The following is a 14,654-nucleotide window of genomic DNA, read 5'->3' as shown; positions in this document are numbered from 1 at the left end:
AAGACCGTCTGCGTTCGCGCGCCATCCGAGGCCGCACAAAAAAATACCCCATATCGAGCCTCACTCCCGCTCGGCCAATTAAGCAAAGCCCTCGCAAGCGGGAGAGGGAGCACATCGTGTCCGGCTCACTGCTTTTCGCGCCATCCCCTGTTTGTGGCATTGCGCGCGGTCCGTCAAAAAACCAAAGCATTCTCGTGACATGCCAGCCGGGCGCGCCATCAACTTGCCATGAAGCTGCCGCTGGGTTCAGATGGTTCCGAACGATATTTGCTGTGGCAGTGGGGGAGAGCTTGAAATGACGGATTTTCGTCGCCTGACCGGGATGTTTGTGGCTGCGATCGGCCTGATCCTGTCCGCGCCCCATGCCTACGCCCAGCAGCCCGACCGCGGCGACGAGCCGGGCCTGGTCGCCGACGATGCCTATGAGCTCGATCCGGAATGGCAGAAGCAGGTCGTCTACTTCCGCACCACCGAAGCGCCGGGCACCCTCATCATCTCGACCGCCGAACGGCATCTCTATCTGGTGCAGCCCGGCGGTCGCGCGATCCGCTACGGCATTGGCGTCGGCCGCGATGGTTTTCAGTGGCAGGGTCTGGTGAACATCACCAACAAGAAGGAGTGGCCGGACTGGACGCCGCCGCCGGAGATGATCCAGCGCCAGCCTTATCTGCCGCGCTTCATGGCCGGCGGCCCCGGTAATCCGCTCGGCGCCCGCGCCATGTATCTGGGCACCACGGTCTACCGCATCCACGGCACCAACCGTCCCGACACGATCGGCACCAAGGTCTCCTCCGGCTGCTTCCGGCTCGTCAACCGCGACGTCGCCGATCTCTACGATCGCGTCCCGGTCGGCACCAAGGTCGTCATTCGGCAGAAGCCCGAGCTCTGATCTGATCTCCTCGCCTTAGCGAATATTCCTTTTCCCGATTATTTCGAGAGAGCAACATGATGCGCACTTTTCGTGGCGGCCTGCTGATCGGGCTCGCGGTTGCCGTGCTGGTCGGCGTCCTCGCGGTGATCTACGAGTTTTACGACACCCGCACGCTGAAGCGCACCGTCCGCCGTGGCGAGGTGCTGTGCGGCGTCAACAAGGGCCTGCCGGGCTTCTCGATCCCTGACGACAAGGGCAACTGGACCGGCTTCGACGTCGATTTCTGCCGCGCGGTGGCCTCCGCGATCTTCAACGACCCGAGCAAGGCGAAGTTCGTCGCGCTCGATGCCAGCGAGCGCTTCAAGGAATTGCAGAGCCGGAAAGTGGACATCCTCTCGCGCAACTCGACTTGGAGCATGGCGCGCGAGCTCGACTACGATCTCTATTTCCCCGCGGTCGCCTATTACGACGGCGCAGGCTTCATGCTGCCGCGCGCGCGCAACAAGGAAACCGCGCTGGACCTGACCGGCAGCAAGGTCTGCGTCCAGACCGGGACCACCACGGCGCTCAACGTCGCCGATTACTTCCGTGCCAACAACATGCAGTATGAAGAGGTGAAGTTCGACAAGCTGGACGACGTCGTGAAAGCCTACGACACCGGCAAATGCGACACGCTCTCCGCCGACGTCTCCCAGCTCTACGCGCTGCGGATCAACCTGTCGAAGCCCGGCGACAGCATGATCCTGCCGGACATGATCTCCAAGGAGCCGCTCGCGCCCGTCGTGCGCCAGCGCGACGACGACTGGATGATGATCGTGAAGTGGACGCTCTACGCGATGATCAACGCCGAGGAGCTCGGCGTCTCCTCGGAGAACATCGACGAAGCCCTGAAGTCGAAGAAGCCGGAAGTGATGCGACTGGTCGGCACCGAGGGCAATTACGGCGAGCAGCTCGGCCTCACCAAGGATTGGGTGGTCCGCATCATCCGCCACGTCGGCAATTATGGCGAGATGTACGAGCGCAACATCGGCGAGAAGTCGAAGTTGAAGATCCCGCGCGGCATGAACCAGCTGTGGAATGCAGGCGGCGTGCAGTACGCGCCGCCGGTGCGGTAGGGAGCTCTATCCGCCGTCATTGCGAGCGAAGCGAAGCAATCCAGAATCCCTCCGCGGTGACAGTCTGGATTGCTTCGTCGCAAGTGCTCCTCGCAATGACGAGCTTGGGGCAGGCGCTTTCCACTCTCTCAACTGTCATCGCCCGGCTTGACCGGGCGATCCAGTATTCCAGAGACGGTTGCGATCAATCGAGAAGCCGCGGCGTACTGGGTCGCCCGGTCAAGCCGGGCGACGACACCGCCTGTGAGGCGACGCCCTGGACCTCACACCCGTCTCGCCTCAATACCCCCGCGCCCTCGCCAGCTGCTCGGTGTGGTAATTGGCGTCGCCGAACAATTCCTCGCACACGCGCGCGCGCTTCATGAAGAAGCCGATGTCGAACTGGTCGGTCATGCCCATGCCGCCATGCATCTGCACGCCCTCCTGCACCGCGCGCGTGGCGGTGGTGCCGGCGCGGGCTTTTGCCACTGCGACGCTTGACGCCGCCTTGGCGACGTCCGTATCGAGCGCTTGCAGCGCCTTCATCACGGCGGCGCGGGTGATCTCGATGTCGACATAGAGTTCGGCGGCGCGGTGCTGCAGCGCCTGGAATTCGCCGATCAACTTGCCGAACTGCTTGCGGCTCTTGAGGTACTCGACGGTGCGGTTGAACACTTCTTCGCTCAAGCCCACCATTTCGGAGGCCACCGCGCCGCGCCCGATATCGAGCACGCCGTCGAGCAGCCCGCCACCCTGGTCGACTTCGCCGAGCACGCTGTCGGCATCGACCTCGACATTGGCAAGCTCGATCCGCGCCGCATTGTGCGCGTCGACCATGATGGTGCGCTCGATCGCAACGCCCTTGGCCTTCGGGTTGACCAGGAACAGCGTCAGCCCCTCGCGTTCGCCGGCCGAGCCGGCGGTGCGTGCCGCGACAATGAGAAGGTCGGCAACGTGACCGTCGACGACGAGCGCCTTGGCGCCGGAGAGCCTGAAACCGTTGCCGGCGCGCACGGCCTGGAGATTGGTCTGAAGCGGGCGATGTTTTGCGCCCTCGTCGATCGCGAGCGTCGCGAGCAGGGAGCCGTTGGAAATCTTCGGCAGATACTCCGACTTCTGCGCGGCATTGCCACCACGGTTCAGCGCCGAGGCCGCGACCACGCTGGTGGCGAGGAAGGGCGACGGCATCAGCGTGCGGCCGATCTCCTCCATCACCACGCCGGCCTCGACATAGCCAAGGCCGCTGCCGCCGAACTCTTCCGGCACCAGCAAGCCGGCAAAGCCCATCTCGGCGAAGGAATGCCAAAACTCCTTGGAGAAGCCGATGGGGTCTTTGCTATCGCGCAGATGCCGCAGATGCGACACCGGCGCCTTGTCGCTGATCAGCCCGCGCGCGCTGTCGCGGAGCATCGATTGTTCTTCGGTGAGGACGAGGGCCATGTGCGTGTTCCGATTTGAAATCTATTTTGTCTTGGTCATTCCGGGATGGCCCGAAGGGCCAGGCCCGGAATCCATCAGGCGGTATATACGCGGTGAAATGGATTCCGGGCTCGCGCTACGCGCGCCCCGGAATGACTGAGAGCCTCACGCCCCCGGCAGATCGAGGATGCGCTTGGCGACGATGCCGAGCATGACCTCGGTCGTGCCGCCCTCGATTGAGTTGGCCTTGGTGCGCAGCCAGGCGCGCGGACGGGCGCCTTGCCTGGAGCGCTCGCTCTCCCATTCCAGCGCATCGACACCGCCGGCCGACATCAGGATCTCGTAACGGCGCTTGTTGAGCTCGGTGCCGTAATATTTCATTGCCGACGAGAACGCCGGATGCGCCTGACCCGCCTTGGCGAGATCGACCGCGCGTTCGGCGCAGGCTGCAAGGGCGGCTTCATCGACGTCGAAGCTGGCGATCCGGCCGCGCAGCATGGAATCGTCGAGCCGTCCCAGCGCATCGGTGCCGACGGAATCGGCCGCGATCTGGCCTAGCGGACGGCCGACGCCGCGCTCGCCCATGCCTGATATCATCGCGCGCTCATGCTGGAGCAGATATTTCGCGACGTCCCAGCCGCGATTGACGGTGCCGACCACATGCGATTTCGGCACGCGGACATTGTCGAAGAACGTCTCGCAGAACGGCGAGTAGCCGGAGATCAGCAGGATCGGCTTGGTCGAGACGCCCTTCGAGGCCATGTCGAACAGGATGAAGCTGATGCCGTCATGCTTCTTCGCGGCGGGATCGGTGCGGACGAGGCAGAAGATCCAGTCGGCGTAATTGGCATAGGACGTCCAGATCTTCGACCCAGTGATCACGAAATCGTCGCCGTCGCTCTCGGCGCGGGTCTGCAGCGACGCAAGATCGGAGCCGGCGTTCGGCTCGGAATAGCCCTGGCACCAGCGGATCAGGCCCGCTGCGATTTTCGGCAGGTGCTCTTTCTTCTGCGCGTCGTTGCCGTATTTCAGCAGCGCCGGCCCGAGCATCCAGATGCCAAAACTCGACAGCGGCGGGCGCGCTCCGATTCGTCCCATCTCCGCACGCAGCACCTTGTGCTCGGCGGCGCTCAGGCCACCGCCGCCGTACTCCTTCGGCCAATCGGGTACGGTCCAGCCCTTGTCGCGCATGCGCTCGAACCAGATGCGCTGCGGCTCGGACGAGAATTTTGCGTTACGTCCGCCCCAGAACACGTCGGCGTCGGACGTTGCGGGCTTGCGCATCTCCGGCGGGCAATTGGCTTCGAGCCAGGCACGCGTTTCGCTGCGGAATGTTTCGAGATCGGCGGTCTCAGTCTCGCTGGCCCTGGAGTCAGTCATGGGTCGTTTCCATCATTCAAAATCGGCTTGTTGGGCACGACTCTGGGCCAAGCTCCCGCGGAATTCAACCACTTCCGTGTCACGCATCCGCTATAGTCGCGGCCACGGCGAGCTTGAAAACAAAGAGGAAACAACAATGCGCCTGAAGCTTCTTTCGCGTGGCGAAATGAACGAGAGCCAGCGGCAGACCTATGACGAGTCGATTGCCGGCAAGCGCGGCAAGCCGCCGGCACCGATGATGGCGTGGCTGAACAGTCCCGACATGGCCCGTCATGCCACGCGGCTCGGCGAGGTCCTGCGCTACGACACGATATTCCCCGCAAAACTTTCGGAGATCGCGATCCTGGTGACGGCGCGGCACTGGACCGCGCATTACGAATGGTACGCGCACAAGCGCCTGGCGCTTGCCGGCGGCATGAACCCTGACATCATCGACGCGATCCGCGACCGCCGCACGCCTGTCTTCGACGATCCCAAGGGCAAGATGATCTACGACGTCGCGAAGTCGCTGCATGAGGGCCATGGCGTCGAGAAGGGTCTCTATGATGAGGCGGTAAAGCTGCTCGGCGAGCGCGGCGTGGTCGAGGTGATTGGTCTCTGCGGCTATTACACGCTGGTGTCGATGACGCTGAACACGTTCGAGTTCGAGCTGCCGGAGGGCGAGGCGCGGGAGCTGTCGTAAGTTGCCTATCCGGAAACGCTGGGTTTCGGGATAGGTCAGTAGCACTGTTCCGAGCCCGGGCTTATGTGGAGTCCATCAACGGAGCAGCCGCATGTCGCAGAACCAAGCCGTCGCCGCCGGCACCAGGATCGGCCACGTCCATCTCAAAGTCGCCGATCTCGATCGCGCGCTCGGCTTCTATTGCGGCGTGCTCGGTTTCGAACTGATGCAGCGCATGGGCTCGGGCGCGGCCTTCATCTCGGCCGGCGGCTATCACCACCACATCGGGCTCAACACCTGGGAGAGCAAGGGCGGCTCGCCGCCACCGCCAGGCACGACCGGGCTCTATCACACCGCGATCCTCTATCCGACACGGCCCGCGCTGGCGGATGCGCTGCACCGCGTGCTCTCGGCCGGCATTGCGCTCGACGGGGCGAGCGACCATGGCGTGTCCGAAGCGCTGTATTTGCGCGATCCGGACCAGAACGGCGTGGAGCTGTATTGGGACAAGCCGCGGGAGCAATGGCCGTTCGGGCCGGATGGCAAGCTCGCGATGTTTACGAAGCGGCTGGATGTGGACGGGCTGCTGAAGCAGCGCGAGGCTTAAACTCAACTCTCTCCTCGTCATTGCGAGGAGCGAAGCGACGAAGCAATCCAGAATCTTTCCGCAGTAGCAGTCTGGATTGCTTCGCTGCGCTCGCAATGACGGAGGATGTTGAAGCGACGCCGCGCCTCTACGCAGTCGTCGCTCGCGGCTTCCCCCGCACCATGATCAGCGCCGCCGCTACCAGCTCCAGCGCAATACACAGATAGAACGGCAGCTCATAGCCACCGGAGAAATCGCGCAGAAAACCGACCACGCCGGGGCCGAATGCATAAGTCACCTGGTTGATCGCGGTGTTGAGGCTGATCAGCACGCCGAACGCGGCGGAATCGAATTCCTGCTGCACGATCAGCGACGGCAGCGTGATGAGATTGCCGACCGAGAAGCCGAACAATGCGCAGGCGACGATCAGCACGTAATCATTGTGCAAATTGATGACGACGCACAGCGCCACGGCCTGGCTCAGGAACGACAGCGCCGAGGCAAGCCGCTGGTTGAGGCGGTCAATCACCAGCGAGAACAGCACCCGGCCGATCACCGCCATCGCGGTCAGCACCGCAACCGCGACGGCCGCGCGCTCGCGCCCGATCACGGGATCCAGGAACGAGATCAGGTGGACGATGAAGCCGACCTGCGCGAACAGCACCAAAGCAAAGGCAATTGTCACCGTGAGGAAGCCGACATCGCGCAACGCCTGGCTGCGAATCTGCGCCGACGATTGCGGCTTCGTTTTCGTCGCGGCGCGCCGGCCATGGAGATCGGGCGGGCGGCCGACGACAATCAGGATCACCGGCACGAGCAACGCCAGCATGGCGCCGGCCACGATAAACATCGCGCTGGCGAAGCCGACATGACCGATCAGGGTCACCAGCAACGGCACACCGACAATGCCGCCGAAGCTTGCGCCATTGAGCGCGAGACTGATGGCCATGCCGCGCTTGTGGTCGAACCACAGGCTGATCGTGTTGGTGATCATGGCCAGACTCGTGCCGGCCCAGCCGAAGGCGAGCACGGCGTTCGCGAGATAAAGCTGCCACGGCTCGCGCACCGCGCCGATCGCGACCGCCGCGGCGGACATCGCCAGCGTCCCCGCGATCAGGCCGAGGCGCGGGCCGTATGTGTTGACGGCCTCGCCGACGAAGACGACGAGCAGCGCGCCGAACAGATAGAAGAACGTCGTGGCCGAGGAGATCAGCGAGGCCGACCAGCCGTGCGCGCGCTGGAGCTCGGCGACATAGACGCTCTGGCCGTAGAAGCCGAGCCCCCAGCCGAAGGTCGCGAGCAGGAAGCAGACCGCAACGATGCGCCAGCCTTCGTAGCGGAGAGAGGATTCGTCGACGGATCCGTCGTGTCGGGGGTTGTCGAGCATGCCGCTTACTCCGTCATGCCCGGACTTGTTCCGGGCATCCACGTTCTTCGATCCGAACGCCCAAGACGTGGATGGCCGGGACAAGCCCGGCCATGACGGCATCTAAGCAACTCGCCCCCAAAAATCACTTCGATCTGGATCGAACTATCAACGCTGCTGACAGCCTCCCGCCATATCAGACCGCATCCGGGAACTCGCCCATGGCCGCGTCGAGCCGCGCTTTGCGGCGACGGGTCCACGACGCCAGCGAGAGCACGGCGAGGCCAAGCAGCACCGGCGGGAACACCACCATGTTCACCGCGGACCAGCCGTAACTGGCGAGCAATTGGCCGGACGAGAACGAGCCGATCGCCATCATGCCGAACACCAGGAAATCGTTGAAGGCCTGCACCTTGTTGCGCTCCTGCGGCCGGTGCGTCTCCAGCACCAGCGCGGAGGCGCCGATGAAGGAGAAATTCCAGCCGATTCCGAGCACGATCAGCGTGGCCCAGAAATGCATCGCGGTGATGCCGGACAGGCCGATGCTGGCCCCGCCGGCCTCCAGCAGCAGGCCGGCGGCAACAACCTTCCGCGCGCCGAAGCGGGCGATCAGCGCACCCGTGAAGAAGCTCGGCCCGTACATGGCGACGATGTGCCATTGAATGCCGAAATTGGAATCGGAGACGCTCAAGCCGCACAGCTTCATGGCGAGCGGCGCCGAGGTCATCACCAGATTCATCATGGGGTAGGAGATGACGCCGCACAGCGCCGCCGCGATGAAGCGCGGCTGGGTCACGATCTCGAGCAGCGGCCGCCCGCCGTGAAGATCGGCCGGTGCCGGCTTCGGCATGTCGACCCCGGCGACGATACCCATCGCGACCAGCGCGACAGCCGCCTGGACCAGGAAGCTGAAGGCGAACAGATAAGGCTGCCAGACATCCATGGTCCATTGCACGAGCTGTGGACCGAGCACGCCGGCGAACACGCCGCCCGCCATCACCCAGGACACCGCCTTGGGCCGGTACGCCGCGCTGGCGCCGTCGGCGGCAGCGAAGCGGTAGGACTGCGCCACCGCGCCGTAGAGGCCGCCGAGAAAAGTCGCCAGACAGAACAACGGAAACGAAGCGTGCAGGATCGCGAAGCAGCCGAGCAGACCGGTCAGCGCGCCCACACCGGTGCCGACGATGAAAGCGACGCGGCGGCCGAAGCGGCGCGAGATCGCGCCGGTCGGCAGCGTGCCGGCGGCGAGGCCGAGCACATACATCGAGATCGGCACGGTTGCGAACGAGACGTCGGGCGCGAGCGTCGCGCCGACGATCGCGCCGGTTGCGAAGATCACCGCCGAGTTGGCGCCGGTCAGCGCCTGCGCGGCGGCAAGGCGCACCACATTGGCACGCACGCGGGCGTCGGCGGCGATCTCATTGGCTGCAGTCACATCCAGCATCGGCATTTCCGCCCCAACGGGCTTTCGAGGGGCTTCAAAGGCTTTCAAAGGCTCGCTTGATTCCCGCCACTATGGCGGGACGCGAGAGGGCGGGCAACCGGCGCAAACGGGCGCAGGCCATGCCTCTGACGCAATCGGGCCGATGATAATGGGCCGCGCACTTGACGGCTTGCGCTCGATCAAATCCTATCCGCCGCGACCTTTCGGAGTTTCGTTCATGTCCGTCGACGACAGACCTACGCTCAGCGCTCCCGACGACGATCCCTGGCTCTGGCTGGAGGAGATCGAAGGCAAGCAGGCGCTCGATTTCGTCACGCGGCAGAACAGCCTGACGCTCGACGCGTTCGGCGGGACCGCCTTCGCGCGCGACCGCGACATGCTCGCGGCGATCTACGATCGTCCCGACAACATTCCCTATGTCAGCCGGCGCGGCGACGAACTGCACAATCTCTGGAAGGACGCCACCAACCCGCGCGGCTTGTGGCGGAAGACTTCGCTCGCCGAGTTTCGCAAATCGCATCCCGCGTGGGAAATCCTGCTGGACGTCGACCAGCTCGCGGCACGCGAGGGCGAGGACTGGCTGCTGAGCGGCATCACCACTCAGCCGGGAAGCGCGCGCGCCATTTTGAGTCTGTCGCGCGGCGGCAGCGACGCCGTCACCTTGCGGGAATTCGACCTCGGCACCAAGAGTTTCGTGGCGGACGGATTTGCGCTGCCGGAAGCCAAGGGCGGCGCCGATTGGCTCGATGCCGACACGCTGCTGCTGTCGAGCGCCCATGGCGAAGGCATGGCGACTGCTTCCGGATATTCGCGAACGGTTCGCCTGTGGCGGCGCGGCCAGCCTGTCGATCAGGCGCAAATGATCATCGAGACCACGGCCGATCATATGGCGATCTCCGGCATGGTCGACGACACCGCTGCGGCCCCGCGCAGCTGGATCGTCGACCAGATCGACTTCTTCAATCATGCGCTCTGGCTGCGCGACGCCGACGGCACGACGACGAAGCTCGATCTGCCGACCGGCATCTGGTTGCAGGCGCACGGCGACTGGTTCGCGATGAAGCTGCGCGAGGCCTGGTCGATCGAGGGCAGAACCTATGCCGCCGACACCGTGCTCGGCATCTCGCTCCCGGCCTTCCTCGCCGGCAGCCGCGATTTCGCGGTGCTGTTCGCGCCCGAACCTCGCCGTGCCCTGCAAGGCCTGTTCTGGGCCGGGGGCAGGCTGGTGCTGTCGATCCTCGACGAGCTCCAGCCGCAATTCGAGATCTGCACGCCGTCCGCCACAAGCTGGAGCCGCGAATCACTTGGCGGCCTGCCGCAGATCGGCGTGGTCGACATCTGGCCGCTGGATCGCCATCCCTCCGAGAGCAACGGCGACCTGCTTGCCAATGTGCAGGATCCGCTGACGCCGCCGTCGCTGCTGCTCATCGAGCGCGGCGTCGCGAGCCCGATCGTGCTGAAGCAGGCGCCGAAAACATTCAACGCCGACGGCCTCGTGGTCACCCAGCACGAGGCGATCTCGATCGACGGCGAGCGCATTCCCTATGTGCAGACCGGCCCCAGCGGCGAGACCGGCGATGCACCGGTCTATATGAGCGCCTATGGCGGCTTCGGCCTCGCCGTGAAGCCGTACTACAATTCGTCGCTCGGCAAGCTGTGGCTGGAGCGCGGCGGCACGACGGTGCAGGCGAATGTGCGCGGCGGCGGCGAATTCGGTACGCGCTGGCACGATGCGGGGCGATACGCCGGCAAGAAGCTGTCGCACGATGATTTCGCCGCCGTTGCCGCCGATCTCGTCCGCCGCGGGGTGACCAAAGGAAAGCGCATTGCCGCGCAGGGTGGATCGAACGGCGGCATCCTCATCACCAACATGCTGGTGCGATACCCCGAACGTTTCGGCGCGCTGTTCTGCACCATCCCGCTGATCGACATGCGCCGCTACACGAAGCTGCTCGCCGGCGCGAGCTGGATCGCGGAATATGGCGATCCCGACAAGCCCGAGGAGTGGGACTGGCTCAAGACCTACTCCGCCTATCACAACGTCAAGGCCGGCCAACCCTATCCGCCGATCCTGATCGCCACCACGCGGCGCGACGACCGTGTCCATCCCGGGCATGCGCGCAAGATGGCGGCAAAGCTCCAGGCCATGGGCTATGAAGCCTGGTTCTACGAGCCTGAAGCGGGCGGCCACGGCTACGGCAAGGACAACAAGGAGCGCGCCGGGTTCGAGGTGATTGGCTTTCGGTTCTTGAAGGACAAGATCGGGTGGCGGGACGAAGAAGCGTGATCGCTTCACTACGTGAGGCGTGCACCGCTCTCTCATTCCCTCCCCCCTTGTGGGGGAGGGGCAGGGAGAGGGGGTTACGCGGGGACTCTCTCGATTTGCGGGCGCGGCTCGGTCGCAGATGGATAGACTGATTCCTGGGCTACCCCTCTCCCCCGCCCTCCCCCACAAGGGGGGAGGGAGCGCAGCGCCGTCTGGGCTTAGCGCGAAAACACCAGCGTGAGATTGTTCGCTGGCATGTCAATGGTATCGACAAGGCGAAGACCTGCGCCGCGGGCGAGCGCCTCGACATCGGCGATGTCACGCACGCCCCAGTCGGGATTGCCTTCACGCAAGGAGGTGTCGAACACGGCGTTGCTGAGCGCGATGTGCTTGCCGCCGCGCTTGAACGGGCCATAAAGGAACAGCTTGCCGTCGGCCCGCAAATAGCGGCCAGCGCCGGCGAACAGGCCCTCGGCGACGCTCCATGGCGCGATGTGGATGACATTGGCGCAGAACAATGCGGCAAGACTTGACGGCGCCTGCCCGCTTTTCATCTCCGGGCACCAGTCGGGATCGGTGAGATCGATCCGCAGCGGCGAGCGGATGTTTTTCAGGCCTGAATGAACGCGCCAGGCCTCGATGCTCTTGAGGTGGCGCTGGTTGAGATCGCTGGGCCACCAGATCAGGCCGGGCGTGTGACGGGCGAAGTAGACCACGTGCTGGCCGGTTCCGCTGCCGAGCTCGACCACGTTGCCGGTGCAGCCGGCGAGATGCTTTTCCAGTGCCGCCCAGAGCGGCTCGTGATTGCGATGAAATGCCGGTGCATCGAGCCGCCCATCCGACTCGACCCGACCGCCATCCCTGCCGAATTCGACGACATATTCAGCCAAGTGAGGTCCCCTTGAAAAAACGAGAACGCAATGAAAACAGGTTGAGCGCCCAAACGCTCGGGAAACAGCCGGCCCGCGCCACGGCCCTTAACTCTCGGGCCAAATCGGCTGAACAAATAATCTCATTAGTTGCAATGGGGAAGATATTAACTTCATTTTGTCGCGTGCATAGTCTTGATTGTCAGGCGGTGCCCTTTGTGCTTTGGAAACGCTTCTATTTCGCGATCGAGACCATCGATATAACGCCTCGGAATAACGCCGTGACCGCCTTTTCCCGGACGCCCGTTCCGTTCATCTTGCTGGCCATTGCCGCCGGCCTCGCCAGCCCGGCGTGGGCGCAGTCCGCTGTGGCCGACGGCCAGAAACTCGCTTTCGACCGCGGCAAGGGCAATTGCCTGACCTGCCACGTGATCAAGGGTGGCGACCTGCCGGGAACGATCGGGCCGGAACTGAAGGACCTCAAGGCCAAGTACCCCGATCGCAACGAGCTGGTCGCGATCATCTTCGACGAGACCAAGCGCAATCCGCAGACCATGATGCCGCCGTTCGGCCGGAACCGGATTTTGACCGAACAGGAGATCAGCGCGATCGTTGATTTCCTGCAGACCCTGTGACTTCAGGCACGCCACGAGATTTGGTTGGGAGACCCGAGATGACCACACTCACCGGCCCAAGCGCGACGCGGCGCCTGATCCTTCAGGGCGCAGCCTCGGTCGCGCTGCTCGGCCTCGGCAATCTGCCGTTCGGCGCCGCGCCCGCGCGCGCCGCGGCCAACGACAAATATCCCGAAGAGGCCTTCAAGCAGAAGAGCGAGGCGGACGCCATCAAGGCGCTGTACGGCAAAACCGCCGAGCCGTCCGACAAGGTCAAGCTGGACGCCCCCGAGATCGCCGAGAACGGCGGCGTGGTGCCGATCTCGGTGGCGACGACGCTCGACAAGGTCACCTCGATCTCGTTCTTCGTGGCCGAGAATCCCAGCGCGCTGGCCGCGTCCTACAGGATTCCCGAAGGCACGATCCCTGCTGTCGCCAACCGGCTGAAGATGGCCAAGACCACCAACGTCGTTGCGATCGTGGAGGCCGACGGCAAGCTCTACAGCGCGACCAAAGAGGTCAAGGTCACCGTCGGCGGCTGCGGCGGCTAAGCGAGGAAGATCGAGATGGCATCCAGCATTCGCGTCCGCGCCACCGCCAACGGCGACATCACGGAGGTGCAGGCGCTGATCCAGCACCCCATGGATACCGGCTTCGTCAAGGACGCCAAGGGCGAGCTGATCCCGGCGCATTACATCCAGCAGCTGAAATTCGAATGTAACGGCAAGGACGTCTTCGTTGCCGATTGGGGCACCGCGATCTCGAAGGACCCCTATGTCAAGTTCAGCTTCAAGGGGGCCAAGAAGGGCGACGATCTCAAGGTCTCCTGGACGGATAACAAGGGTGCGTCGGACACGACCACCGCGAAAATCTCGTGATGAAGGCCCGCACCTCCATCCTGCTTGGTTCGTTGAGTGCCGCGCTCGTCGCGCTGGCCCTCACCTCTCCGCGCGTGGTGGCGGCCGACAAGGTCGATCCCGTCGCCGATGCCAAGGCGTTCCAGAACTTCTTCTTCCAGAAATTCCCGACCGTGAAGCACGAGGACTTCGTCAACGGTCCCTATTCCATGAACGAGGACATGAAGCGGCAGTGGCAGGAGAAGGAGGAATTCCCGCCCTACGAGTTCGCGCTTGACGCCGGCAAGGAGATGTTCGCCACCCCGTTCAAGAACGGCAAGACCTATGCCGACTGCTTCCCGAACGGCGGCATCGGCATCCGCCAGAACTATCCGTATTTCGACGAGAAGGAGGGCAAGGTCGTCACGCTGGAGCTGGCGCTCAACCGCTGCCGCGAGGCCAATGGCGAGGCGCCCTATTCCTACGTCAAGGACGAGATGGCCTCGCTCACCGCCTACATGGCCTTCACCTCGCGCGGCAAGCCGATGGACATCAAGATCCCCGACGATCCGCGCGCGCTCGCGGCCTTCGAGAACGGCAAGCGCTATTTCTACACCCGCCGCGGCCAATTGAATTTCTCCTGCGCGAGCTGCCATGTGCAGAGCCCGGGCGAGCGCATCCGCGCCGAGATCCTGGCGCCGGCGCTCGGCATTCTGAACGCGATGCCGATCTACCGCTCCGAATGGAGCGGCATGGGCACGACCAGTCGCCGCTTCGTCACCTGTAACAGCCAGACCCGCGCGGTTCCGCTGGAGCCGCAGGCGGATGAATATCGCGACGTCGAATATTTCCTGTCCTACGTCGCCAACGGCCTGCCGATATCGGGACCGGGAGCGCGGCCATGAAGCGGTCGCTTGCTCTCGCCGTGGTGCTTGCCTTGCCGCTCGCTCTGAGCCTCGCGCCGGCGGCGCGTGCGGCAAACGAGGCGGATTACAAGGCGGCCTATGCCGCCGCCGAGGCCTCCTCCAAGGAGGCCGCCGGCATGCGCAACCAGTGGACCGTGACCGTCTCGACGCTGGCCGCCGCGAAGAAGGCGGCCGATGGCGGCGATTACGACCGCGCCGTGGCCGCAGCCAGGGAGGCCGAGGCGCTGGCGAAAGCGTCGATCTTCCAGGCGATTTCCGAAAAAGAAGCCTGGAAGGCGATGGAAATCCGCTAGACTGTTCGCTCCTGCAACAGCCTTGCGAC

The 14,654-nt window shown here is 64.3% G+C and carries 15 protein-coding genes; 10 read left to right on the top strand and 5 right to left on the bottom strand.

Features of this window, described 5'->3' with window-relative positions; genetic code table 11:
• The first annotated feature begins 295 nt into the window (after nt 1–295).
• Both ABIB91_RS22840 and ABIB91_RS22835 read left to right on the top strand, forming a co-directional pair.
• Nucleotides 296–889 (top strand): L,D-transpeptidase, encoded by a 594-nt coding sequence (locus ABIB91_RS22840; protein WP_007597994.1) that lies wholly within the window; start codon nt 296–298, stop codon nt 887–889.
• Between the two features lie 59 nt (nt 890–948).
• A complete protein-coding gene (locus ABIB91_RS22835; RefSeq protein WP_354166973.1) occupies nt 949–1,986 on the top strand; it encodes an amino acid ABC transporter substrate-binding protein in 1,038 nt (345 codons plus the stop codon).
• Between the two features lie 279 nt (nt 1,987–2,265).
• Here the strand turns inward: ABIB91_RS22835 and ABIB91_RS22830 are convergent, their stop codons facing one another.
• Together ABIB91_RS22830 and ABIB91_RS22825 are read right to left on the bottom strand one after the other, a co-directional pair.
• Nucleotides 2,266–3,405, bottom strand: coding sequence for an acyl-CoA dehydrogenase family protein (locus ABIB91_RS22830; RefSeq protein ID WP_354166965.1), 1,140 nt, complete (start codon nt 3,403–3,405; stop codon nt 2,266–2,268).
• A gap of 144 nt (nt 3,406–3,549) precedes the next feature.
• A complete protein-coding gene (locus ABIB91_RS22825; RefSeq protein ID WP_354166962.1) occupies nt 3,550–4,764 on the bottom strand; it encodes an acyl-CoA dehydrogenase family protein in 1,215 nt (404 codons plus the stop codon).
• A 136-nt stretch (nt 4,765–4,900) separates the two neighbouring features.
• Here ABIB91_RS22825 and ABIB91_RS22820 point away from each other — a divergent pair, with 136 nt between their 5' ends.
• A complete protein-coding gene (locus tag ABIB91_RS22820) occupies nt 4,901–5,446 on the top strand; it encodes a carboxymuconolactone decarboxylase family protein (RefSeq protein ID WP_354166958.1) in 546 nt (181 codons plus the stop codon).
• A 91-nt stretch (nt 5,447–5,537) separates the two neighbouring features.
• Complete coding sequence (locus ABIB91_RS22815) at nt 5,538–6,032, top strand: VOC family protein (protein ID WP_219678950.1); 495 nt, start codon at nt 5,538–5,540, stop codon at nt 6,030–6,032.
• 127 nt (nt 6,033–6,159) lie between these two features.
• Here ABIB91_RS22815 and ABIB91_RS22810 read toward each other — a convergent pair whose 3' ends face one another.
• Together ABIB91_RS22810 and ABIB91_RS22805 are read right to left on the bottom strand one after the other, a co-directional pair.
• Complete coding sequence (locus ABIB91_RS22810; RefSeq protein ID WP_354166954.1) at nt 6,160–7,398, bottom strand: MFS transporter; 1,239 nt, start codon at nt 7,396–7,398, stop codon at nt 6,160–6,162.
• Nucleotides 7,399–7,573: 175 nt separating this feature from the next.
• Complete coding sequence (locus ABIB91_RS22805; protein ID WP_354166951.1) at nt 7,574–8,821, bottom strand: MFS transporter; 1,248 nt, start codon at nt 8,819–8,821, stop codon at nt 7,574–7,576.
• 217 nt (nt 8,822–9,038) lie between these two features.
• Here ABIB91_RS22805 and ABIB91_RS22800 point away from each other — a divergent pair, with 217 nt between their 5' ends.
• Nucleotides 9,039–11,108, top strand: coding sequence for a prolyl oligopeptidase family serine peptidase (locus ABIB91_RS22800; protein ID WP_354166948.1), 2,070 nt, complete (start codon nt 9,039–9,041; stop codon nt 11,106–11,108).
• Between the two features lie 197 nt (nt 11,109–11,305).
• Here ABIB91_RS22800 and ABIB91_RS22795 read toward each other — a convergent pair whose 3' ends face one another.
• Nucleotides 11,306–11,977 (bottom strand): DUF938 domain-containing protein, encoded by a 672-nt coding sequence (locus ABIB91_RS22795; RefSeq protein WP_007598007.1) that lies wholly within the window; start codon nt 11,975–11,977, stop codon nt 11,306–11,308.
• Nucleotides 11,978–12,237: 260 nt separating this feature from the next.
• Here ABIB91_RS22795 and soxX point away from each other — a divergent pair, with 260 nt between their 5' ends.
• Genes soxX through ABIB91_RS22770 form a run of 5 tightly spaced genes read left to right on the top strand, consistent with a single transcriptional unit; the run spans nt 12,238 to nt 14,625 of the window.
• Nucleotides 12,238–12,591: a sulfur oxidation c-type cytochrome SoxX gene (gene soxX / locus ABIB91_RS22790; RefSeq protein WP_354166970.1), complete on the top strand. Its 354-nt coding sequence runs from the start codon at nt 12,238–12,240 to the stop codon at nt 12,589–12,591.
• A 38-nt stretch (nt 12,592–12,629) separates the two neighbouring features.
• Nucleotides 12,630–13,121, top strand: a complete 492-nt coding sequence (soxY, locus tag ABIB91_RS22785) for a thiosulfate oxidation carrier protein SoxY (protein WP_007598010.1) — start codon at nt 12,630–12,632, stop codon at nt 13,119–13,121.
• 15 nt (nt 13,122–13,136) lie between these two features.
• Nucleotides 13,137–13,448 (top strand): thiosulfate oxidation carrier complex protein SoxZ, encoded by a 312-nt coding sequence (gene soxZ, locus ABIB91_RS22780; RefSeq protein ID WP_007598011.1) that lies wholly within the window; start codon nt 13,137–13,139, stop codon nt 13,446–13,448.
• Entirely contained in the window at nt 13,448–14,311 is an 864-nt protein-coding gene (gene soxA / locus ABIB91_RS22775) for a sulfur oxidation c-type cytochrome SoxA (protein ID WP_007598012.1), read from the top strand. Before soxZ ends, soxA begins: the two co-directional genes overlap by 1 nt.
• Complete coding sequence (locus tag ABIB91_RS22770) at nt 14,308–14,625, top strand: hypothetical protein (protein WP_007598015.1); 318 nt, start codon at nt 14,308–14,310, stop codon at nt 14,623–14,625. The genes soxA and ABIB91_RS22770 overlap by 4 nt, the downstream gene beginning before the upstream one ends.
• The last annotated feature ends 29 nt before the right edge of the window (nt 14,626–14,654 follow it).

The sequence above is a fragment of the Bradyrhizobium sp. JR4.3 genome, from assembly GCF_040547695.1.
Classification (GTDB): domain Bacteria; phylum Pseudomonadota; class Alphaproteobacteria; order Rhizobiales; family Xanthobacteraceae; genus Bradyrhizobium; species Bradyrhizobium canariense.
This window is presented reverse-complemented; position numbering and strand designations above follow the sequence as displayed.